This is a genomic window from Ruegeria sp. SCP11, from assembly GCF_040329455.1.
In the GTDB taxonomy this organism is placed as follows: domain Bacteria; phylum Pseudomonadota; class Alphaproteobacteria; order Rhodobacterales; family Rhodobacteraceae; genus Ruegeria; species Ruegeria atlantica_E.
In genome coordinates this window covers 131,546-152,246 of record NZ_JBDZYG010000003.1, presented here as the reverse complement: position 1 = coordinate 152,246, position 20,701 = coordinate 131,546, and the positions used below count along the sequence as shown (strand labels likewise).

Sequence of the window (20,701 nt, the reverse complement as noted above, 5' to 3'; positions counted from 1 at the left end):
TCTCTACATTATTGCCCAGATCCAACCCACTTATGCACGGTGAAGAGCTTTGCCATGAGTCAGGCCATTCACTTTCTCTAGGATAGCGTCTGCGTCAATGCTGTGGTGGCGATATAGATCGCCGATTGTTCCGGTCTGACCAAAATGCTCGACACCCATTGGGATAGTCTGATGTCCAAGCACTGCCCCGAGCCAGGATAGAGTTGCAGGATGACCATCGATAACGGTGACGAGCTTGCAGTGTGACGGAAGGTCGGACATCAGGGTTTCGATGTGAGAGCGTGCCGCTCGATTGCCGCGCGAACGCGCTCGTTGAGCGGCGGTCCATCCAGCATTCAGGCGATCTGCGGATGTCACGGCCAATACACCTATGTCGCGACGGCCTTCACCAATCATACCGGCAGCCTTGATTGCCTCCGGCGCTACTGCTCCTTGATAGGCAATTACAACTTCGCAATTGGGCCCGGGTTTTCGTAGCCAATAGGCCCCATCGATGGCGCCTTGGCGGAACTCATCGTCGACACGCATTCCAGGCTGTTCAATCGGGTTGGTGGTCAGGCGCAGGTAGACAGACCCTCCGGTTTCATCGCGCAGCCACGTGCGCTCGTCGGGCTGCCCTTCACCATCGCGCTGCAGGTAGTCGAAGACCCATTCCATAATCACGGCCAGCTCGTCGGCAAAGGCGGGTTCAAAAGCGGCCAGCCCGTCTTGGCTCATCCCGATGAGCGGTGTTCCAACGGATTGGTGTGCTCCACCTTCGGGTGCGAGTGTGACGCCCGATGGTGTGCCAACCAGCATGAAGCGCGCGTCCTGATAACAGGCGTAGTTTAGCGCATCGAGACCGCGGCTGACGAATGGATCATAGACGGTGCCAATTGGGATCAGCCGCTTACCGAACAGGGAATGCGACAGACCGGCCGCTCCCAGAAGCAACATGAGATTCATTTCGGCGATACCAAGCTCGATATGCTGCCCTTCCGGCGTGAATTCCCATTTTGCGGTTGATGGGATCCGGTGCTCAATGAAGGCGTCGGATTGTTCGGATCGGGCAAACAGCTTGCGCCTGTTCACCCAAGGACCAAGGCTTGTCGTGCCTGTCACATCTGGGGAGGTCGTTATTATGCGCTCGGCTAATTGGCTATCGCCTTTTGATAGATCGTCAAGGATCTTGCCAAACGCCATCTGGGTCGAGATTTCGCGACTGGTGTCGATCCCGATTGGAGCCACATCCAACTTGTCATCAAAATAGCGGCGCGGACCTTTGGCAAAGAAAGGCGTATTTACAAGAAAATCCCTGAGCTTCTCTGGGTCCTGCACAGTCGCAAATGGCTCCCATTCTTCGCCTTCTGGCACACCCATATGCGACTGCCACGCGGCAAACTGGCTATTGTTCATCAGCCCGCCGTGATTGTCCTTGTGGCCTGCAATGGGGGTGCCCCATCCTTTGACGGTGTAGGCCAGGAAGCACGTTGGGCGATCATGATCGATGGCGGCAAATGTCTGGGCCATGGTCTCGACGCAGTTGCCGCCAAGGTTCTCCATAAGGGCAGCGAGCTCTGCATCCGTGCGCCGTTCGATCAGGGCGGTCACATCCCCCTGATCCCCCAGATCGTCCATGAGACGCTGTCGCCAATTCGCACCACCCATGAAAGTCAAAGCGGAGTAATCCTGGTTGGGGCAAGCGTCGATCCAATCACGCAGGCGGTCTCCGCCGGGCTCGTCGAAGGCAGCGCGTTGCAAGACGCCGTATTTCACACGAACGACATCCCAGCTGAAAGCATCGAAGATTTTCTCGATCCGTTCAAACAGTCCTTCCCGGACGATACCGTCCAGCGACTGTCGGTTGTAATCGATGATCCACCACGTGTTTCGTAGGTCGTTTTTCCAGCCTTCTTGTAATGCCTCATAGACGTTGCCTTCATCCAGTTCGGCATCGCCTACCAAGGCTACCATACGACCCATTGGCGCGTCTGAACCCCAGCTTTTGGCCTTGATGTAGTCCTGAATAATCGAGGCAAACGAGGTGATCGCGACACCTAAACCTACAGACCCGGTCGAGAAATCAACATCGTCAATATCCTTCGTCCGGCTGGGATAACTTTGCACACCCCCAAATCCGCGGAAATTCTCCATCTTCTCGCGGGTCTGATTTCCCATGAGATACTGCAGCGCATGAAACACCGGCGACGCATGCGGTTTTACTGCAACCCGGTCCTCAGGGCGTAAGGCTGAGAAGTAGAGCGCGGTCATGATCGATACCATCGAAGCAGACGAAGCCTGATGGCCACCGATTTTGATCCCATCCACCTTTGGTCGGACATGGTTGGCATGGTGGATCATCCAATGAGACAACCACAACAGGCGCTGTTCGACGATCTTCAGTTGGGTGGGATCGATGTGCATGTTGGTCTCCGGGTTTAGGCGGCGCTGCGAGCAGGGTAGGGCAAAGCTTGCTCTAGGTCTGCAAGGATGTCCTCGACATCCTCCAGCCCGACGGACAGGCGGATCAGGCCATCGCTGATCCCATGCTCGGAACGCTCTTCCGGGGTATACGTCGAATGCGTCATGGATGCGGGGTGCTGGATCAGTGTTTCCGCGTCGCCCAAGGACACTGCGCGTTGAATCATGTTCAGGCGGTTCATGAACTCAATCCCACCTGACAGGCCCGACTTGATCTCAAACGCTATCATGGCACCGGGTTGGGACATCTGGCGCTGAGCGACATAGTGCTGGGCAAAACTCTCAAGTCCGGGGAAATAGACCTCACCGACAGCGGGATGTGCTTCGAGGAAGTCCGCGACGACCTTGGCGGACGCACAGTGGCGATCCAGACGCAGGTTCAGTGTCTTCAGACCACGCAGGATCAGCATCGCGTTGAAAGGGGCCATTACCGCGCCGGTCATGTCCTTCATCCCAACAAGGCGGATCTCAGCAATCTGTTCGGCGGACCCGACAACCAGACCGGCAACCACATCGCCATGCCCACCCAGGTATTTGGTGGCGGAGTGCAGAACGATATCTGCTCCGTGTTCGATCGGGCGAGTCAGATACGGGCTGGCATACGTATTGTCGACGACGACCGTTGCACCGACCGAGTGCGCAATTTCGGCGCTGGCGGCGATGTCCACCAAGCGCATGTTCGGATTAGCCGGAGTTTCGAAATAGACGACGCGGGTTTTGTCAGAAACGGCTGCTTTCAAGTTCTCAGGGTCTGTCATGTCGACATGTGTGATCGTGACACCCCATTTCGCCAAACCATGACGCATAAAGGCGAAGGTGCAGCCATAGAGCGTTTTGTCCACGATGACTTCGTCACCTGGCGACAGCAGGGTCCAAAGCACTGCCGTGATCGCCCCCATGCCGCTTGAGAGAGCTAGCCCAGCCTCGGCCCCCTCAAGCCCGGCAATGCGTTGTTCAAGAAGGTCGCATGTGGGGTTTGAAATACGGCTGTAGATATGACCTTCACGCTCGCCGGCGAACATCTCTCCACCAGCCTCTGCGGTTTCAAAGGTAAACGTGGACGTCAAATGCAGCGGTGGTGTCAGCGCACCGTCATTTTCCAGAGGGTTATAAGCGTGGTGAATGGCGCGCGTGGCAAATCCGGTTGAACGAGTCATTACAAGCTCCTGATTCATGTTATGGCTAGATTGCGCCTTTACTTTGGGTGAATGGTTGCGAAATATACCAACTTGAGTGGAAAAATTGGCATTTTCTGCTAAGAATGGGGGTAAAATGGACGCAAAGGACAGGCAGATCATTCGGGCGCTGCAGCGGGACGGGCGCATGACGAACCAGGATCTTGCCGACGAGGTGAACTTGTCTCCCTCACCGTGTTTGCGCCGGGTCAAAAACCTAGAAGCCAACGGAGTGATAAAGGGATACAGCGCCGACGTTGACGCTGCCGCGTATGGGATGGCCATTACTGTCTTCGTGCGTATCAGATTGGAGCGACACAACGAAACGGACGTTCTGAACTTCGAGAAACGCGTTCGGATGATCGATGAAGTTCTTGAATGCCACGTGCTGACCGGGGCAATGGACTATCAATTGCGGGTTTTGGTATCGGATCTCGAGGCCTATGAGGAATTTATTCGTCACCGAATTCACCCGATCGGCGGGATAGCCTCGATCGATACCAGCTTTGTCTATGGAACAGTAAAAAAGACTTCTGTTTTTCCGCCCGGATAGATGGACTCAGTTAGAATGAGTTGTTGCCTATCGGTTAAACATTTTAGTTGATTGATTTTTTCCCTCCGCAATTTCCCATTCTCACCGTCGCTATATCAAAGACATGCAGCTCGTGCTGCATCACTTCTGAGAGGATAGCGATGACAAATAAACCGTATGGAGACACCCGGATGGCGACGTATGTCGAACGGAGGGTGCTCGAATTGAAACCTACCAAGAGCCAAGCCGAGATCGCGGCGCAGGTGGGATACGTCAACCCGAACATGATCACGATGATCAAGCAGGGTAGTTCAAAGGTGGCATTGGATCGCGTCCCGGCTTTGGCGAAAGCTTTGGAATGCGACGCTGCCTACCTTATGCGCCTCGCAATTGAGCAGTCGATCGGCCTGACTGCAGCCGAGGCAGTTGTCGAGGTGTTCGGAGAACCTGTTACGTCGAATGAAACTGGGTGGCTGAAAGCAATTCGTAAGGCCTCCAACAACACAGATCCTCGGCTGACCAGTCGGTCAGAGACGGCGATCAAGGCCATTTTCGGGAGATAGCTGCCATGTGTGAATGGAAAGACGACCTGACGTTGAATGAGCGCGCCTGGTTGCGGTTCCTCCGCGATGTAAGCAACGGAAGCGATCCTGAGCCTACGTTGCGGCGGGTGCAGCTTCTACGTCACCTCTGCGCAGCTCGCAGAGCTAAGAAGTAGTCGGCATAGGCCCTGCGGTGAGGAATGGCTGGTTCGTCCTACCTCGCCGGATCCCGCGACAACGTCAAAAGGTTGCATAAGGTTGACAAAGGTTTACATCGCGCCGGCCGGGATCGACGGAATGTAAACCTTATACCTCTCAAAAGAACCGATTTCGGGCCAAAAGGTTTACACTAAGTTGACAGATCCGGGCCGAAATCAGGGTTTTTCGACAAAAATGTAAACCTTTGAACCAGCGAAACCCAATAATATATGGCTCTCTGAAGACAACACATCCCAACACAGGCCAGAAAAGCGCACACAGCGACGAAACACAGGTCAGACGACATTTGGCACACAAACAGACAAGGACGTAGCTCAGGCCAGAGCACAGCGCTCCTGAGAGAGAAGCACATAGAGAGCAAACACGCAGGTCCAAGCCAGGCAATGTATTGAGCTACTCTGGAGAGAAGAAACCGACAATTGCTCATAGACAGGAAATAGACGCACGTAGATTACAATCACCAAAGAGAGCACCAACACGCAACAGCGCCCTCGAGAGCGACAACCAAGTTTAAGAGGTGCCGATGCGCAGAGAGGTATGTAGAGACCCGGAGTGCATAGAGAGAACAGGTGATCGTAGGGAGGAGTGCTCAGGGGCGGCACCCGATTTGCGTTTATGCTTACCTGAACGTTTTTATGCTCCATTGCTTCTAAATGCTCATTGGGAAGCCGGCAACTTTCCGCGGAGCGTAAAGAAGGTTGCGCTTCGAATGTGTGTGTCGCAATCCCTTTGGCATTTCAGATGCCGACTTCAAGAGAGCAACTTCATTGAACCCTTGAGGCGCCTTTCCGCATCTTCTGCAATCGCCCTAAGTCTTTCTTGCCGAGTTGGTTCACTAGCAGCGTCGTTAACTGGTTTAGCTCTGTTTTTGGCGGGGCGATCTGAGTTTTCATCGTTTGACCAGCTTGGAACATTTTCCGATGTATGCGGATTCTCAGGTTTTGCCATCGCGCCTTCCTCCTAGCCTCGTCGAAAATAGAGCGCTGATTGTTTTCTGGCAACCGCCCGGAAATCAACACCAGCAACACAGGCGTGTCGCCCCTTCGCACCAGTGACGCAGTCGTATAGCCTCACTCAGTCTATAGGAGCAGCCATAGTTATTGGTTCTGTTGTGGTTGGCCAGAGAGTGAGTCGAAGGGACAGTTCGGGTTTAAAAAAATGGAGACCAGCAACAGCTGGATCTGTTTGATGGGTTTGAATCGCAAACAATGGGCCCGATCACGCAAGTGGGCGAGGAATGGCTCAGCGCCTCGCTCAAGCCCGTTCGCCAGATCCCTAGAATATCGAAGTCCTAGGTTTCCCCACGCATGATAAAGGGGATGCGTTCTGGCGCCGCCGCGTAGCGGTGGTTGGATCCTCCCATAAACGCGCTACGTCAATTTTTTTCTTGGGTTGTCTAGTTTCTCTAGCGCACATCATGAAGATCAAGATACCTCTTTCTGAGTGCCACATTATCAGCGAAATCAGAAATGCTGCCGGAGTACAGATGCGACCGCTTCGGTGGTTTCCTCTTGTCGTCCCCATCGAAGCGCGGATACAACTGCCCATTTCCCGATGAAGTGCACTTTTGAAACGGTCGCCGCCCGGTAACAATATCTCGACCAAAGCCTTCCCGCACCGCAGCAAACACGAAAAGCTTGATCAGAAAGGCGTTTGCGCCGTGTTCAGATCATCGCATTCTGCGCCAGCAACAGGTTGCTTTTTTAACAGAATGGGCGGGAAGCAGTCATTCGCTGCAACCGTGATATTAACCGCACGAATTGAAAGAGTGGACATTCAATCAGTTGGATTGTGATCAGTAGGTCCGCGGTTGGCTTTCCTGCCATTAAAGACGTAGCCAGGTTCAAATTAGGTTCATTCTAGACACGTCAGCTTATTAATCTCGAAGTGAATAGTATGTGCCTATTCCAAGCCGCTTGCCGTCATGCACTACACGCAGCGGTGATGATTATCTCGACTTTCAGATCCGGCCGAGCGAGCTTTGCCTCGCCGCAAGCGCGAGCCGGGGCGAAACCGGCCGGAACCCAGTTATCCCAAACGTCGTTCATCTCGCCAAAATCGGCCATGTCGGACAGCCAAATGATCGCTTGCAACATCTGTTCCCGCGACGAACCTGCTTTGTCTAGAAGCGCATCGACGCGAGACAGGCATTCGCGGGTTTGCTCTGCCACTGTGGCACCTTCGCCGACCTGCCCGCAGAGAAACGCGACGCCGTTATGTTTGACGATCTTGCTCATGCGTTGGCTGGTGTTGATACGTTCGATCATGGGGGCTTCTTTCTTAGTTGGTTGCGCTGTTCACCGAACTGCCCATCGCTGCCAGTTCGCCAAGAGTCACGGGTTTCAACGGTGGCCTGATCCGATAGTATCCGGTTTCATCCATCGTAGCGCTGTTCGCTTCGGCCAGCAGGCTACTTACGGTCAGGCCGCAATATCGGCCTTGGCATGGTCCCATTCCGGCACGACTGAAGGCCTTGGTCTGGTTCGGACCCGAGCAGCCGATATCGGCATGGCGACGAATGTCTCCCGCAGTGATTTCTTCGCAGCGGCAGATGATAGTCGCGTCGACAGGCCTTATGGCTTCGATTGCGGGTGGAAATACCTTGTCAAGGAAAGGGCGCATCGCCAGTTCCTGCGCGATACTACGCCGAATTGGTTTGGCGGCGTTGTCCCTCTCGATCGTCGAAGTCGCACCCAGATCGGCGGCCATTTTCAATGCTGCAAGGCGGCCTGCCAATGCGGCTACTTTCGCGCCACCGATGCCAGCGCCATCGCCGGCGATATGGACCGTTTCGACATTTGTCCCGCCCCAGTCATCGAGGTTAGGCGCGAAGCAGTGCTGCCGTGCGTCCCAGTGATGCGCCACGTCAATGGAACGGGCCGCCTGTGTGTTAGGCACGACACCGTGATGCAGGAGCACTGTGTCGCAGGGAATATGTCGGGTCTTTCCGTCCGCAGTAAAGCGGATGCCGTCGGCGGCAGTTTCTCCTTCAATCAGAATATTCGTCGCGGAAGTGTAGCGGCGTACCCCGGCGCGACGGATTTCCGATAGCATTGTCACCCCTTTGAGCAAATATCGCCAACCGCGAAGGGCTCCACCCAGATGCGGAAGAGCCCGCAGAAGATCTGTCCGTGTTTGCGTTTCTACTAGGGCCAGCGGCGGTGTGCCCGCCCGTATCATCTGCGTGGCGATCAGGTATAGCAGCGGTCCCGATCCGACCAGAACCGCGTTTTTCGACAGGACGCCAGATTGTTTCAACAGAATTTGCGCCGCCCCCGCCGTCATCACGCCAGGCAAGGTCCAGCCCGGTAGCGGCATCGGGCGTTCCAGGGCTCCTGTGGCGATGAGGATGCGTTTCGCTTCGATTGCCCCCCCCCGACCGTCAGCGCTGTAGAGAACCCGAATTCCCTCTTCGATCTCCCAAACCACCGCGCCGCTGATATGGGTGATGTTGCCGTGATCCAGCCCTGCTGTGAGGGACAATCCGTCTGTATAGTCCTTACCAAGCATTTCGCCTCTGACCGGTGCGACCCGATCCACATCGCGGTAGATTTGTCCGCCCGGACGGGGCTGCTCATCCAAAAGGATAACATGCAGGCCAACATTTGCGGCGGTTGCTGCCGCGGCCATTCCGGCAGGGCCGGCCCCGATGATGACAAGATCAGTTATCTGCATCGATCACGTTCCTTCCTTTGCGCGGCATCGACAAACGCAACCCTTCCGTAACTTCAAGCATGCAGGCTTGACGGGTCACACCGTCAACGTCGACGAGGCAGTCGAAACAGGCACCCATCATGCAGAATGGCGCGCGTGGAGCGCCCGAAACCGGTGTGTACCTGAAAGTTCCTACACCGGCGGCCAGCATTGCGGCCGCGAGATTTGAACCTTCAGGCAGCTGCAGTTCCCCGCCTTCGAACCATACTGGAACCAGGCGGCGCCTTTCCTCCAACTCAAGAAATGACGAAGCGGTCTTCACTGAACACCTCCAGATTCGGTGCGACGTTGGTGCCTTCCAGCCAGTCGGGCAGGAAACGAGCGTGGGCCGCCGCAAGGGTGATGCCGCTGTGGCAGGTGACTAGGAAAGCACCGGTCATCTCGGGACTTTCCTGGTAGATTGGCAAGCCATCGGGCGACAGAATTCGCAAAGCCCCCCAACTGCGCACGAGTTGCGCCTTGGCAAGCACCGGGTAGGCCGCGACCGCCTCGGAAGCGAGGCCGGAAAGACCAGGCTGGGTGACGCCGTCATTCAGGCCCACCTCTTCGTTGGTGGCACCTATCTGGACGCCACCTTCATCTACCTGCCGTGCGATCAGCGAGGGGCGGTTGATTATTTTTGGCAGCTTCTCGGTGATCATCACTTGACCGCGCTGTGGCCGGATTGGGGCTTTGAAGCCCAGTTTGGGTCCAAGTTCCATTGCGCCCAAACCAGCGGAAAGGATCACCTTGTCAGCCTGCACGTGGCTTCCGTCCGCGCATGAGATAGTAAAAACATCCGATTTCCTGACGTCTGTGACAGTTTTTTCGTTCAGCACCCGCCCACCAAGCCGCCGGACATCGTCGGCGAGAGACCGCAGCAACTTCAATGGATTCACATGACCGTCTTGATGGTGAAGGATCGCACCAACGACTTTGGGACCGATCTCCGGCTCCTCCGTGAGGAGCGCCTTCCGGTCCAGAACATCATATGGGTAATTGCCGTCCAGCTTCGCCTTCAGCTCCTCGTATTGCGCGACTGTTTTCGTCAGGGTTTCTCCTGAGAAATGCAGGTCGTAGCCGCCCGTCTGCTCAAGCGACATGTCATGTCCGGTCGCGTCAGAAAGCTCATCGGCAAACCCGGCCCATGCGGCGGCGGATTGCTGGCTCCAAGCGGCATAACGTGGTTGTTTGATCCCCTTGGACTGCACCCATACAAGTCCAAAATTTCCCCGACTGGCTCGAAAGCTGCCGTCGCCTCCATCGAGGACCACAACGCGCTTGCCGCGTTTTAATAGTCCCCATGCAACAGACAGGCCGACAACACCACCGCCTATGATTGCAAAGTCGGTTTCCATGATCTCAGTTTCTGAATTTAGGTTTGAGTAGAGCCGGGGCGAAAAAAGGTGTCGCCCCGGATTGTATCAGACGAGAGGCTGCTTACTCGGAAACTTTATCCAAGATCGCCTGACCCCATTCCACTCCCACGTCTTCGAGAACGACCGGCCAGACTTCCGCTTGAACCTTGGCCGACATCGCGGCCAGTTCCGCGTCGCTTAGCGAGACGATGGTGGCTCCCAGATCGGCCAGTTTCTGTTCGTTGGCTTTCTGGTCGGCTTCCGCCACGGTCCAACGGGTCGCTTCAAATTCTGCCGCGGCCGCTTTCAGCGCGTCCTGATCCTCGGCGTCTAGGTTGGCAAGGGATTCATTCGAGATGATCATGTACCAGACTTCGAAATGGGTATTGGCCGGGATGTAGGTTTTGGTCACGTCGCGGAACGAGGCATAATAGCCTTCGGCACCCGAGCCGATCACACCGTCAACAACGCCGGTCTGCACCGCCGTGAAGGCTTCGGAAAACGGGATAGGCGCGGGGATGTAGCCCAATGCATCGCCAGTCAACTGGAAGCTCTTGATGCCAGGCACCCGCACTTTGATGCCGTTATCGACCGACGGATCGCCCGGCGACACTGCGTCGGTGTTGAGCGCGATGCCACCAAAGTAAACCGGATAGGCGGCCAGCATGGTGATGTCCTGATTGGCGTAAAGCCCATCCATGGTTTCACGCACCACGCCGCCAGGACCGTAGATCGCACGGGCCTGATCCCAGTTCCCGGCGAGATAGGGGAACGAGCTGATCTGCATCTTGCGGTCTGCGGCGGCGGCGGCCGGCTGGGTCGCCATGTCGACCGCGCCGACCGAGATACGTTCCTGCACTGTTGTATAGTCGCCTAACGCTGAGGCGGCATAAATTTTGACTTTGACGTCACCGCCGGTTGCTTCATCCACGGCGGCGGCAAAGGCGTTCAGCTCGACGTCGATTGTCGTACCTTGCGGGCGCACATGGCTCATCTTCAGATCAGCCGCCATCGCGGTGGTCGACAGAGCCATCAGCGCACCGGTCGCGGCAGTTATCATCATGCGTTTCATTGGGTTTCCTCCGTTAGGGTTTAGTTTGTTCAGGATCAGTAGCCAAAGAGTCTGGGCAGGAAGAGCGACAGGTCTGGCCAGAGCGATGTCAGGAACACTACGGGCACATAACCAGTCACGATCAGGATCATCGCGGGCGGGATCACCTTGGTGACCTTCACGTTGCCGATCCGCGCCCCGAGATAGAGGATCGAAGCATAGGGTGGCGTCACGCCCCCCATCGCGGTGTTGACCCCCATGATCGCGGCGAACTGCACCGGGCTGACACCAATGGCATTCATAAGAGGCAAGAGCAGCGGCGCTATCAGGATGATCGCGGTCACGTCGTTCACGACCATTCCGACCAGAAACAGCATAATGTTGATCAGGATAAGCAGCAGGACCTTATTGTCGGTGATTTCGAAAATCGAGGCGACCAGCGCCTGCGGGATACCTTCCATCACATACATCTGGCTCAGGATCATCGAAAACAGGATCATCAGCAGGATCGCACCGACGGCGGTTGCAGACTCCTTACCCGCCATCAGGAAGTTCTCCCACCTTAGCCCCTTGTAGATCAGAAAGCCGACGGGCAGTGCATAGATCACCGCTACCGCGGCAGCTTCGGTCGGGGTCATGATGCCGCCGTAGATGCCGCCCAGGATAATTACCGGCATCAACAGTGCGGGGAAGGCGTGAGCGCCGCGTTTGGCAACTTCGCTGCTGAGTTCGCTGAACGTGGGTTTTTCATCCAGTATCAGGTTGAACTTGCGCGACATCCATAGGTTCACCATTGAAAAGTTGAACATGATGAACAGACCCGGCCCAAGCGTCGCGAGAAAACAGGCGAGGATCGAGGTGTCGGTGACCCAACCGTAGATGATCATGGTGACCGAGGGTGGGATCAGCAAACCAAGGATCGAGGAATTGGCAATCAATGCGGTCGCGTATTCGCGGGGATAGCCGCGCTTTTCCATTTCTGGGATCAACAGCGGTCCGATCGCCGCAATGCCGGTCAGGCCGGACCCCGAGATCGCCCCGATCACTGCGCAGCTAACCGCCGCCACGACACCCAGACCGCCACGCACGTGACCGATAAAGGCACTGACGAAACGTAACAGAGAGGCAGCAATACCGCTTTCGCTCATGATGGATCCGGCCAGAACAAATAGCGGAATGGCCAGCAAAATCGGGTTTCCAAGTTGCTGGAAACCCCAGAGCATATTGCCCTTCATAGTGGCGCCGCCGATGAAATACATCACCATCAACGCTCCGCCGAAGCAATAAGGCAGCGGAACCCCGAGGGTCAGCAGAATCACCAAGACAGCGACGGCAAGTAGGGCGACTTCAACCAAGGTGAACCTCCTCGTCAGTATCATATCCAAGAATGTGGCGGACCAGATGGATCGCTGTGTAGATCATCATCAGCGCCAGACCGATTGTCAGAGCGACTTCGGCATAGAATGTGGGAATGTAGAGCGTCGGACTCTCTTTCCAGACGCGCCATGAATAGCGGGTGAATTCCCAAGACCAACTCAGCAGCCAGAGCCCGACAATCAGGCTGATCACTTCGCCGATAATCGCCAGAATGACATGCTGGCGCGGCGTCTTCAGGAAGATCTCAAGCACATTTGCGCGGATATGAGTGTTTTCCCGCGAGGCATTTACCGCCCCAAGGACGTAGAGCCACAGCGCCGGGTAGGCCATAGTTTCCTCAAGCCCCATCACCGGTATTTGCAGTACATATCGGGTGATGACCTGAACAAATTGGCCCAAGGCCACGATGCAAATGATGCTGGTCAGCAGGTATTTTACGAAGCGTTCCATTCCCCCCCTCGCGACGTGATTGTCCGTCGCCGCAGTACCTACTTTCTCCTCTTCCATAGAAGCAAATTGAAAATTACGTTGTATCCATAGTTTGTTTCTATGGCCAAAGGGGGTTGCAACCACATGAACCTGACAATCCGTCAACTCACTACATTTCGCGAAGTGCTCCGCACTGGGTCCATTTCCGAAGCCGGGCGCACGCTCGGGCGCACGCAACCGTCGGTCAGTGCGATGATTGCAGGCCTGGAGAATGAGATCGGATTTCGGCTGTTCGAACGAGAGCATGGCCGGCTGACGCCAACGCCCGAAGCGCACTATTTTTTGGAAGAGGCCGAGGCCGTCCTGTCGCGGCTTACACAATCCACGCATACTTTGCAGGAAATATCGAACCTGAAGCGTGGCCGCCTACGCGTCGCTTGCCACCCAGCCGCATCAGGGTTCTTCATGCCGGGCGTTCTCGGCCAGTTTTTGCAAGACAAACCCGCTATCAAGGCGTCGTTGATGATGCGTTCGTCCAAAGTCATCGAGGAACTGATCGCCTCGCAGCAATACGATCTCGGTTTTACCGAAACACCTGAGCCACGAAAGTCGATTCATCAGCAGGATTTCGATCTGGAATGCCTGTGTGCCATGCCCGCTTCGGACCCGTTGGCTGCAAAATCCCTGATTTCAACAGAAGATCTGGATGGCGCAAATCTGGCAACGCTTTTCTCAGAGCATCCGACTTTCCTGCAGACCTCTGCGGCCTTCAAGAACACTGGAAAGAGTTTTGAGCGCAGGTTCGAGCTGCGGACGTTCTTACCTGGGTTACAGTTTGTCAAAGCGGGCCTGTGCTATTTGATTTGTGATTTGATTACAGCTTTTAGCTGCAACGATCCCCTGCACGGCACCGGTGGCATAGTATTTCGCCGCTTTAGCCCCAGAATCAGCAGCAGCGTTTCAATTCTCACCCCCGCACATCGCCCGGCGTCTTTGATAACTCAGAGCTTTAGCCAGAAACTGGCTGAGGACATAAACGCTATGAAAGAAAACGTTTTTCCCTAATCTCGCTTCAACACCAGTGCAATGGCCGGTTCCACAACCGGGCGTAGGTGCAGCTATAGCGGAAGTCTGCTTTGTTGCGCTTTCTGCGAGTTCGCCGACCGTTAAGCTTTGCCTGTGCGGCGAATGCCTGAAAAGCGGGCTTCGACCGAAGCATGCCAACACAATTTCGAGTGTTCGCAAAGGGCCGTGACCAACAGAACCACTTCAATTCGAGCAAAATTTGTAAGGTGCTCCAATAAAGGAGGTGAGATGGCCTAAACGCAGGTATTTTGTTTGGCGTGATCGCAATGGTCGATCTTCAGTTCATTCGAAGACGACAAAATGCGACGCCGCAATGTCGCAAATTCTAACAAGATGTGCGCTCTGACCGACAGTCTCACTCCGCCAAACTTGGTTTCTTCCGCAGATCATCACGGTTCTGGATCATTCCAAAGGAGGAGACCCACATGTCTGCGAATGAAGACAACATACGGCAGCCCGGCTTAGTGCTGGCCCTTGTGCCAATAGTACTTACCCTGTGTGTGCTTGGACTGCAGCTTTTCTATTTCGGGGACTTTACCCCGCACATACCACTGGCATTTGGGATCGCAATCACTGGCATCGTTGGCCTCATGTTGGGTCACAAATGGCCGAGCATCGAAGAAGGCGTGTTCCACGTCATCAATATCTCCCTGCCGTCAGTGTCGATACTGATCACAGTGGGAATGATCATTGGTGTGTGGATCGCAAGCGGTACTGTCCCGACGCTGATTTACTATGGTCTCAAGATTTTGTCGCCTGAGCTTTTCCTTGCCGCAGGAATGGTCCTTTGCTCTATTGTCTCTGTTTCATTGGGCACCTCGTGGGGAACGACTGGCACGGTCGGCCTGGCTTTGATGGGGATCGGTGCCGGGTTCGGTATTCCCATGTACTGGACGGCGGGGGCGGTGGTCTCTGGCGCATTCTTTGGAGACAAGATCTCGCCTTTATCAGACACGACAAACCTGGCACCTGCCGTGACGGGGACTAATCTGTTCGATCACATTCGGAATATGCTTCCGACCACGGTGCCTTCGATGCTGATTGCGCTGGTGATTTACTTTGTTGTTGGTTTCACTCTGATCGATACGTCTCAAGTTTCGTTTGACCGCATTCATGCAATCACAACTGCACTGGACGACGCGTTCTGGATCTCGCCGATCATGCTGTTTCCGGCTGTTCTGGTCATCGTGCTGGCAGTCATGAAACAACCTCCGATCCCGTCACTGTTTGCAGGCGCCGTTGCGGGCGGCATCATGGCTATCTTCTGTCAGGGAGCTGGCCTGCATGAGACGTTCACCTTCGCCAATAGCGGTTACTCGATCGATACTGGGGTTCCGGAGATCGATCCTCTGCTGAACCGTGGCGGCATCCAGTCGATGATGTGGACAATCTCACTGGTGTTGCTGGCCCTTGGTTTTGGTGGAGCGCTTGAACGCGTAGGTTGCCTTCAGGCCATCATCAAAGTTGTCATCTCGAAGGTGAAAACGTTTGCCGGAATTCAAACCTCGGCGATCCTAACCTCTGTCGCGACCAACACCGTTGCGGGTGACCCCTATCTGTCAATTGCACTGCCAGGACGGATGTATGCACCAGTCTATCGCGCGATGGGCTATTCCCCACTGAACCTATCCCGGGCAGTCGAGGAAGGCGGAACACTGGTGTCCCCTCTGATCCCGTGGAATGCGGGTGGTGCGTTCGTGATCACTGCGCTTGGCCTGGGAATTGCGGACGGAAATTTCGAAAACCTGCTGTATATTCCGCTTGCATTCGCTTGCTGGCTGTCACCGGTCATCGGTATCTTCTATGCCATGACAGGGCTCTTTTCGCCTAAAGCAAGCGAAGAAGAGGTCCGCTCCTGGGAGGAAAGCGGCGAACCTGTTGCGCAGATGGGTGCCTGACCGTTCTGCACCAACACCAATTCGGGTGTTGGTGCCCTTCATCCGCCTTGGTTGACACTGGGAGGAGAGAAAATGAACCCGAGAAACTTTGTCCCAAAGGGCGCGGCCAGCTATCGCATAGACTATGATGGATCGGCCAAGGAGATCTATTTCCTGCTACTGCCTAAGCTGACTATGCTGGCCTTTAGCGCTGCAGTGGAACCTCTGAGAATCGCTAATCAAGTTACAAACAAAGAACTGTATAAATGGTTTCTGATCACCGAAGATGGAAATCCGGTCTCCTGTTCGAATGGGATTGAAATTACGCCGGATTTTGCGTTGCACAACCTACCGCGATCGTCGCGGCTGTTTGTTTGCTCGGGTATTGAACCGGCGGAAAGTACAAACCCCAAAATCCTGTCGTGGATCAGCCGCCAAAGAACCTTTGGATGTAATCTGGGTGGTATTTGCACGGGAGCTTTCGCCCTTGCTAAGGCTGGAGTTCTGTCAGGTAAAAGATTCACATTGCATTGGGAAAACCACCCTGCTTTCGTCGAACATTTTGATGACTTGGAGCCGTCGTCCAACCTGTATGAGATAGACAATGAGCTTATGACATGTGGCGGCGGAAATGCCGCGACTGACATGATGTTGGACATGATCGAATCCGATTTCGGAAATGATCTGGCGGTCATCGTTTCGGACATGTGCATCCACTTTCGGTCCAACAATAGTAAAACGCTTCAGAAATCAGCCTTTTCGGTGGCGTTGGGTAGTCGTAATCAGTACCTGATCAATGCGATGCAGATCATGCAAGAAAACTTGGAAGAGCCGTTAGATATCTCTGAAATAGCAGAAGCCGTGCAGATATCTCGTCGCCAGTTGGAGCGCCTTTTCCAAAAGTATGTCGAAACTTCGCCTGTACAGTTTTATATAGAATTGCGCGTTTCGAGGGCTTTCGCATTGCTTAGCGAAACCGAGATGGCGGTTGCGGAAATCGCGGCAGCCACAGGCTTTAGCAGCGCTACACAACTTACGGTACGATTCAAGAAACGCTACGGCGAAGCGCCAACTTCATTCAGAAGGGGGTGGTCAGAAAGACGTGAATAATTTGCGTCTGAACAGTCATAATTTGAGACCTCTGAACGTACCCCAGTACTTTCTCTGCAGTCAACCAAGGTCCGTTTGGGAACGCTGCTATGCGGCACATCCAGTACGGTAAATGTCCGCAATGGGCCGCCCTTGTTTGTGCGGATAGCTTTCCACGGGTCAGATACTGCGGTGCATCCGAGGTCTGGAATGAGCCCTTACCAGACCTTGATCACACTTCGGTCTTTCGCTCATGCAGCAGGTCGCGAACCACGTTAAATCGGACATTCTCTGTGTGGTGTGCAGATGGCGGAGGCGCGGACTTTTACTGACATTCCGCCGATGTCAGCTTATGATAGTCCTTACAGGAGTTTCCCATGGATCTAAGCCTTGCATTCGCGCTTGTGAGCGCGACCGCCCTTCTCGTCGCCATACCTGGCCCCAATGTCGCTCTTATCGTCGCAAACACGCTAGCTTTCGGGTTCTGCTTCGGCGCTGTGACGGTGTTGGGAACGACTATCGGTGTAGCATTGCAACTCGCGGTCGTAGTTCTTGGGCTGGCAGTACTTTTGGAATTTGCGGCGTCTGCCTTTCTTTGGCTGAAATGGGTCGGCGTGGCTTACCTGCTCTATCTAGGCATCATTGCATGGCGGCAGGGCGTCGCAGATCTTGAAGAGCGTAAAGCGAGTGGAAAACCGCTCAAAACCCTTTTCTGGCAGGGTCTTTTTCTGGCAACCATCAATCCGAAGACGTTGATATTCAACGCTACCTTTCTTCCGCAGTTCGTCGCGCCCGGATCAGGTTCGGGCGCACTACTGGTTACAGCGGCAATTTACCTTGCCGTGATATTTTTTGGTGATCTCATATGGGCGGCTTCTGCCCAGACTGCGCGCCCGCTATTAGCCAAGCTGGGGCGGCTTCGCCACAAACTGACAGGCGTTCTGTTGTTTGGATCAGGTGTCGGCCTTGCTTTAGCAAGAGTTGATCGGTAGCCCATTAATTACTCGAAACCAATCGTTCGCTGATATCTGACGAATGAACAGTTTGGATTCTTAACGCTCGTTCTCTGCGGCAAGCATAGACTGGCAGGATGAGCCCTTACCTGCCTTTCTCGGTCTATTTGACAACTGCATTTGCATTCGTCAGGCTTAGGTTGGATTGCAGACCATCAAGGTTTGAATGGTGAACTCACAGGACGCGCAACTAAGCGGTCATCTAGCTTAATATCTGAGACAACCGGTCGAGCAACTTCATGGCATACCAGCGGAAGTCTTGATCGGGATTACCCATAAACGGCGATTTGGTATACTATACGCGGCGAATTTTGCTAGAGTTCAACATGGCTATTGAGCGCATGCAGCGCCGCCTTGCGGCGATCCTGACAGCCGACATTGTCGGTTACAGCCGCTTGATGGAAGCTGATGAGGTTGTCGCTCTAGCAACATTGAAGGACTACCGAAATTCAGTAATTGATCCTTTGTTAGGGGCATATGACGGTCGGGTCGTAAAGCTCATGGGCGACGGGACGCTGGCTGAGTTCGCTAGCGTTGTGGATGCAGTTGAGTGTGCCGTCGAGATGCAGCGGCTTATGTCTGACAAGAATGCTGCGGCCCCTTCTGGCCGGAGTTTAGAGCTCCGAATTGGCATTAATCTCGGCGACGTAATCCCTGACGGGGACGACATTTACGGCGAGGGTATCAATCTAGCGGCCAGGCTGGAGAGCCTTGCGGAGCCGGGTGGGATCTGCATTTCGGGCACCGTGCACGACGCCATCGGGCGCGACCTGGCGGCCCGCTTCGAGTTTGTCGGCGAACAGGTGGTCAAGAACATCGAGAAACCGGTGCGGACTTACCGTCATGTCGAATGCGCAGAACCTTCCTTCGCCGCTTGCTCCAAGTCTGCCGAACAAGTGCCGACACATCAGCAGTCCATTCCGTCTCTGGCATTGAAACCGTTTGAAAACTTGTCCAACGACCCGGAACAAGGACGGTTTGTCGACGCATTGTCGAACGGAATCCTCGTCGCCCTGACCCGCTTGCCCGGTCTCATCCTCGTCCAAGACGAGTCACCGCAATTGGCACAGTCAAAAGCCATGACAGAGCAAGAGATCGCCGGTCAGTTCAGCGTGAAATACCTTCTCAAGGGTGATCTGCGGAAACTAGGCGACAGGGCCCGCGTAAGTATCCAACTAATGGATGTGTCGACAGGTCAGTATCTCTGGGCTGAGAAATTTGACTGGAGTTTCTCAGGTTCGAAGGACCTCTTTTCCCTTCAGGACGAAATTATCGAACAGGTGGTAACTTCACTGGACGTGAAGCTGCTCAGCAGCGAGGCCGCACGGTTGGTACGCGGATCTCTAACCAACCCGGTTGCGCGAGATACCTATGCACGCGGCGAATATGAGTTCTGGAGCGCACAGTCGAACCTAGAGCTTCACAATGCGCAGGATCTGCTTGAGCAAACAATCCGGCTTGAGCCCACGGCATCTGTTGGATACGCGACGGTCGCGCTGGCCTATTGGGTCGAGGCGCTCTCAGCCGACGGTGAACGTCTCGCGGAAGTGCAGGCTTTGGCCGAGCGGCGCTCTCGGGAGGCCATCGAACTCGACGACGTGACGGGTTACCCTCGTCTGGTTCTCGCGCATCTGCATTTGATTCGCAGAGAATTCGATGATGCTCACCGCGAGGCGGGGTGCGCCATTTCCGCTCGACCGAGTTGCCCCGCCGCGTATGCTCTCAAGGCGAGCGTCCTGAACTACCTTGGCGAGTTCAACGAGGCGCTCGAGCACGCGGAATTTGCGATGCGTCTGACACCCGTACATCCTCCGATGTACCCGGCGACACTTGCCAGTGCGCTGTACAGTTCCGGTCGATACCACGAGGCGATTGCTGCTGCGACATCAGCGCTCAGCGGGGATCAGAGCAGTGTCCATGTTTACGTTATTCTGGTCGCCTCATATCTGGCGGTCGGCAAGAGTGAAGAAGCGCGGCGCATAGCTGCCAAGCTCCGGCAACTTAAGCCGGACTTCAATTTTTCGAGTTTTGGGGCTTCGCAACCCTATAAGGATCGGAGCCACCTCGAACACTTGCTTGAGCAATTGCGACAGGCAGGGTTTGACTAGGGGATCGCCACGCGATCCGTGGACCATTGCGTGCCTACTTTGGCAGCGACTTGGCAGTTGCATTATTTGTCCGCATTGGGCTCATTGCTGCTTTTATCTGCGGAACACATCGACTAACTAGTTGAAGCCTGAACTGCCATTGATCACACTTGAGCCCTTTGCAAGTGCGGCACGTCGCGAACCGCGCAAACCGGACATTCCCACGCGCTTCTCAGATGGCAGAGAAGCGGACATTGCTGCCATCCGCACTATTGCTCCAAAGGACCGCAGTCAGCCCAAAGCGGACATCGTACTCCTCCAAAGACGGGTGGATAGCGGTCGTTCGCTGCGGGTGCGACTTGATTGCTAGCGCGGCCAAGAAGCGGACCTTCATGTTGAAAGCCTTAGGTCCCCCGGAAGAACCTAGAGGGCTATCCATGTAAATCCGCCAGATTCCAGCGTTTCCTACTTAGCTTCTTCTGCTCCTGAAACGAACGCAGACCCCCAAACGAGCAAACATCTTGACTACAAAACATCACGGCTTGATCGCGCATTTTGTTGAGCGCTTGATCTATTCGGATCGCGGGGCCTTGTTCTGAACGAGGTGTCTGACATCAGCACCTTTGGGCCTGATTTAAGGATTTGCATAACGGAAGGTTGAGAATGGCGCATGCGCTTGAAATTGCCGAAAGTCAGGGCTGCCGGGAACTACA

General features: G+C 54.9%; 17 protein-coding genes. 7 read left to right on the top strand and 10 right to left on the bottom strand.

Going from position 1 to position 20,701, the window contains the following annotated elements; all coding sequences use genetic code 11:
- Window positions 1-30: 30 nt before the first annotated feature.
- Both ABLN94_RS06260 and ABLN94_RS06255 read right to left on the bottom strand, forming a co-directional pair.
- Window positions 31-2,403 (bottom strand): 1-deoxy-D-xylulose-5-phosphate synthase N-terminal domain-containing protein, encoded by a 2,373-nt coding sequence (locus ABLN94_RS06260; protein WP_352990492.1) that lies wholly within the window; start codon window positions 2,401-2,403, stop codon window positions 31-33.
- A gap of 14 nt (window positions 2,404-2,417) precedes the next feature.
- The gene (locus ABLN94_RS06255; RefSeq protein ID WP_352990489.1) at window positions 2,418-3,617 is read right to left on the bottom strand and encodes a methionine gamma-lyase; all 1,200 of its coding nucleotides are present in this window, start codon (window positions 3,615-3,617) and stop codon (window positions 2,418-2,420) included.
- Window positions 3,618-3,732: 115 nt separating this feature from the next.
- Between ABLN94_RS06255 and ABLN94_RS06250 the strand changes: the two genes are divergently transcribed.
- Together ABLN94_RS06250 and ABLN94_RS06245 are read left to right on the top strand one after the other, a co-directional pair.
- Window positions 3,733-4,188, top strand: a complete 456-nt coding sequence (locus ABLN94_RS06250) for an Lrp/AsnC family transcriptional regulator (RefSeq protein WP_352990487.1) — start codon at window positions 3,733-3,735, stop codon at window positions 4,186-4,188.
- Window positions 4,189-4,328: 140 nt separating this feature from the next.
- Window positions 4,329-4,730 (top strand): helix-turn-helix domain-containing protein, encoded by a 402-nt coding sequence (locus ABLN94_RS06245; RefSeq protein WP_352990484.1) that lies wholly within the window; start codon window positions 4,329-4,331, stop codon window positions 4,728-4,730.
- A gap of 948 nt (window positions 4,731-5,678) precedes the next feature.
- Here ABLN94_RS06245 and ABLN94_RS06240 read toward each other — a convergent pair.
- The 8 genes from ABLN94_RS06240 to ABLN94_RS06205 form a co-directional block, all read right to left on the bottom strand.
- The gene (locus ABLN94_RS06240) at window positions 5,679-5,876 is read right to left on the bottom strand and encodes a hypothetical protein (protein WP_352990481.1); all 198 of its coding nucleotides are present in this window, start codon (window positions 5,874-5,876) and stop codon (window positions 5,679-5,681) included.
- A 974-nt stretch (window positions 5,877-6,850) separates the two neighbouring features.
- Complete coding sequence (locus ABLN94_RS06235) at window positions 6,851-7,195, bottom strand: RidA family protein (RefSeq protein WP_352990478.1); 345 nt, start codon at window positions 7,193-7,195, stop codon at window positions 6,851-6,853.
- Between the two features lie 13 nt (window positions 7,196-7,208).
- Window positions 7,209-8,603 carry an NAD(P)/FAD-dependent oxidoreductase gene (locus tag ABLN94_RS06230; RefSeq protein WP_352990475.1) on the bottom strand — a complete coding sequence of 465 codons (1,395 nt, stop codon included), beginning with the start codon at window positions 8,601-8,603 and terminating at the stop codon, window positions 7,209-7,211.
- Window positions 8,590-8,904, bottom strand: coding sequence for a (2Fe-2S)-binding protein (locus ABLN94_RS06225; RefSeq protein ID WP_170496442.1), 315 nt, complete (start codon window positions 8,902-8,904; stop codon window positions 8,590-8,592). The genes ABLN94_RS06230 and ABLN94_RS06225 overlap by 14 nt, the downstream gene beginning before the upstream one ends.
- Entirely contained in the window at window positions 8,879-9,979 is a 1,101-nt protein-coding gene (locus ABLN94_RS06220) for an NAD(P)/FAD-dependent oxidoreductase (RefSeq protein WP_170496444.1), read from the bottom strand. The genes ABLN94_RS06225 and ABLN94_RS06220 overlap by 26 nt, the downstream gene beginning before the upstream one ends.
- Before the next feature lie 82 nt (window positions 9,980-10,061).
- On the bottom strand, window positions 10,062-11,051 hold the full coding sequence (gene dctP / locus ABLN94_RS06215; protein WP_352990472.1) for a TRAP transporter substrate-binding protein DctP: 990 nt from the start codon (window positions 11,049-11,051) through the stop codon (window positions 10,062-10,064).
- A 35-nt stretch (window positions 11,052-11,086) separates the two neighbouring features.
- Entirely contained in the window at window positions 11,087-12,385 is a 1,299-nt protein-coding gene (locus ABLN94_RS06210) for a TRAP transporter large permease (protein ID WP_170496448.1), read from the bottom strand.
- Window positions 12,378-12,857, bottom strand: a complete 480-nt coding sequence (locus ABLN94_RS06205; RefSeq protein ID WP_352990470.1) for a TRAP transporter small permease — start codon at window positions 12,855-12,857, stop codon at window positions 12,378-12,380. Before ABLN94_RS06205 ends, ABLN94_RS06210 begins: the two co-directional genes overlap by 8 nt.
- Before the next feature lie 123 nt (window positions 12,858-12,980).
- On the opposite strand from ABLN94_RS06205, the gene ABLN94_RS06200 reads away from it, so the two are divergent.
- The 5 genes from ABLN94_RS06200 to ABLN94_RS06180 all read left to right on the top strand — a co-directional run bounded on the left by ABLN94_RS06200 (window position 12,981) and on the right by ABLN94_RS06180 (window position 20,009).
- Window positions 12,981-13,901 carry a LysR substrate-binding domain-containing protein gene (locus ABLN94_RS06200; RefSeq protein WP_352990468.1) on the top strand — a complete coding sequence of 307 codons (921 nt, stop codon included), beginning with the start codon at window positions 12,981-12,983 and terminating at the stop codon, window positions 13,899-13,901.
- A gap of 446 nt (window positions 13,902-14,347) precedes the next feature.
- Window positions 14,348-15,820, top strand: coding sequence for a Na+/H+ antiporter NhaC (gene nhaC, locus ABLN94_RS06195; protein ID WP_352990466.1), 1,473 nt, complete (start codon window positions 14,348-14,350; stop codon window positions 15,818-15,820).
- Between the two features lie 72 nt (window positions 15,821-15,892).
- Window positions 15,893-16,909: a GlxA family transcriptional regulator gene (locus ABLN94_RS06190; protein ID WP_352990463.1), complete on the top strand. Its 1,017-nt coding sequence runs from the start codon at window positions 15,893-15,895 to the stop codon at window positions 16,907-16,909.
- A 383-nt stretch (window positions 16,910-17,292) separates the two neighbouring features.
- A complete protein-coding gene (locus ABLN94_RS06185; RefSeq protein WP_352990460.1) occupies window positions 17,293-17,880 on the top strand; it encodes a LysE family translocator in 588 nt (195 codons plus the stop codon).
- A gap of 347 nt (window positions 17,881-18,227) precedes the next feature.
- Window positions 18,228-20,009, top strand: coding sequence for an adenylate/guanylate cyclase domain-containing protein (locus ABLN94_RS06180; RefSeq protein WP_352990457.1), 1,782 nt, complete (start codon window positions 18,228-18,230; stop codon window positions 20,007-20,009).
- Window positions 20,010-20,701: the final 692 nt, after the last annotated feature.

Excerpts from the sequence above, each read along its gene's own strand:
- ABLN94_RS06235 (WP_352990478.1), bottom strand. The coding sequence starts at position 7,195 with ATGATCGAACGTATCAACACCAGCCAACGCATGAGCAAGATCGTCAAA.
- ABLN94_RS06230 (WP_352990475.1), bottom strand. The coding sequence starts at position 8,603 with ATGCAGATAACTGATCTTGTCATCATCGGGGCCGGCCCTGCCGGAATG.
- ABLN94_RS06260 (WP_352990492.1), bottom strand. The coding sequence starts at position 2,403 with ATGCACATCGATCCCACCCAACTGAAGATCGTCGAACAGCGCCTGTTG.
- ABLN94_RS06220 (WP_170496444.1), bottom strand. The coding sequence starts at position 9,979 with ATGGAAACCGACTTTGCAATCATAGGCGGTGGTGTTGTCGGCCTGTCT.
- dctP (WP_352990472.1), bottom strand. The coding sequence starts at position 11,051 with ATGAAACGCATGATGATAACTGCCGCGACCGGTGCGCTGATGGCTCTG.
- ABLN94_RS06180 (WP_352990457.1), top strand. The coding sequence starts at position 18,228 with ATGGCTATTGAGCGCATGCAGCGCCGCCTTGCGGCGATCCTGACAGCC.
- ABLN94_RS06205 (WP_352990470.1), bottom strand. The coding sequence starts at position 12,857 with ATGGAACGCTTCGTAAAATACCTGCTGACCAGCATCATTTGCATCGTG.
- ABLN94_RS06240 (WP_352990481.1), bottom strand. The coding sequence starts at position 5,876 with ATGGCAAAACCTGAGAATCCGCATACATCGGAAAATGTTCCAAGCTGG.
- ABLN94_RS06255 (WP_352990489.1), bottom strand. The coding sequence starts at position 3,617 with ATGACTCGTTCAACCGGATTTGCCACGCGCGCCATTCACCACGCTTAT.
- nhaC (WP_352990466.1), top strand. The coding sequence starts at position 14,348 with ATGTCTGCGAATGAAGACAACATACGGCAGCCCGGCTTAGTGCTGGCC.
- ABLN94_RS06190 (WP_352990463.1), top strand. The coding sequence starts at position 15,893 with ATGAACCCGAGAAACTTTGTCCCAAAGGGCGCGGCCAGCTATCGCATA.
- ABLN94_RS06200 (WP_352990468.1), top strand. The coding sequence starts at position 12,981 with ATGAACCTGACAATCCGTCAACTCACTACATTTCGCGAAGTGCTCCGC.
- ABLN94_RS06245 (WP_352990484.1), top strand. The coding sequence starts at position 4,329 with ATGACAAATAAACCGTATGGAGACACCCGGATGGCGACGTATGTCGAA.
- ABLN94_RS06250 (WP_352990487.1), top strand. The coding sequence starts at position 3,733 with ATGGACGCAAAGGACAGGCAGATCATTCGGGCGCTGCAGCGGGACGGG.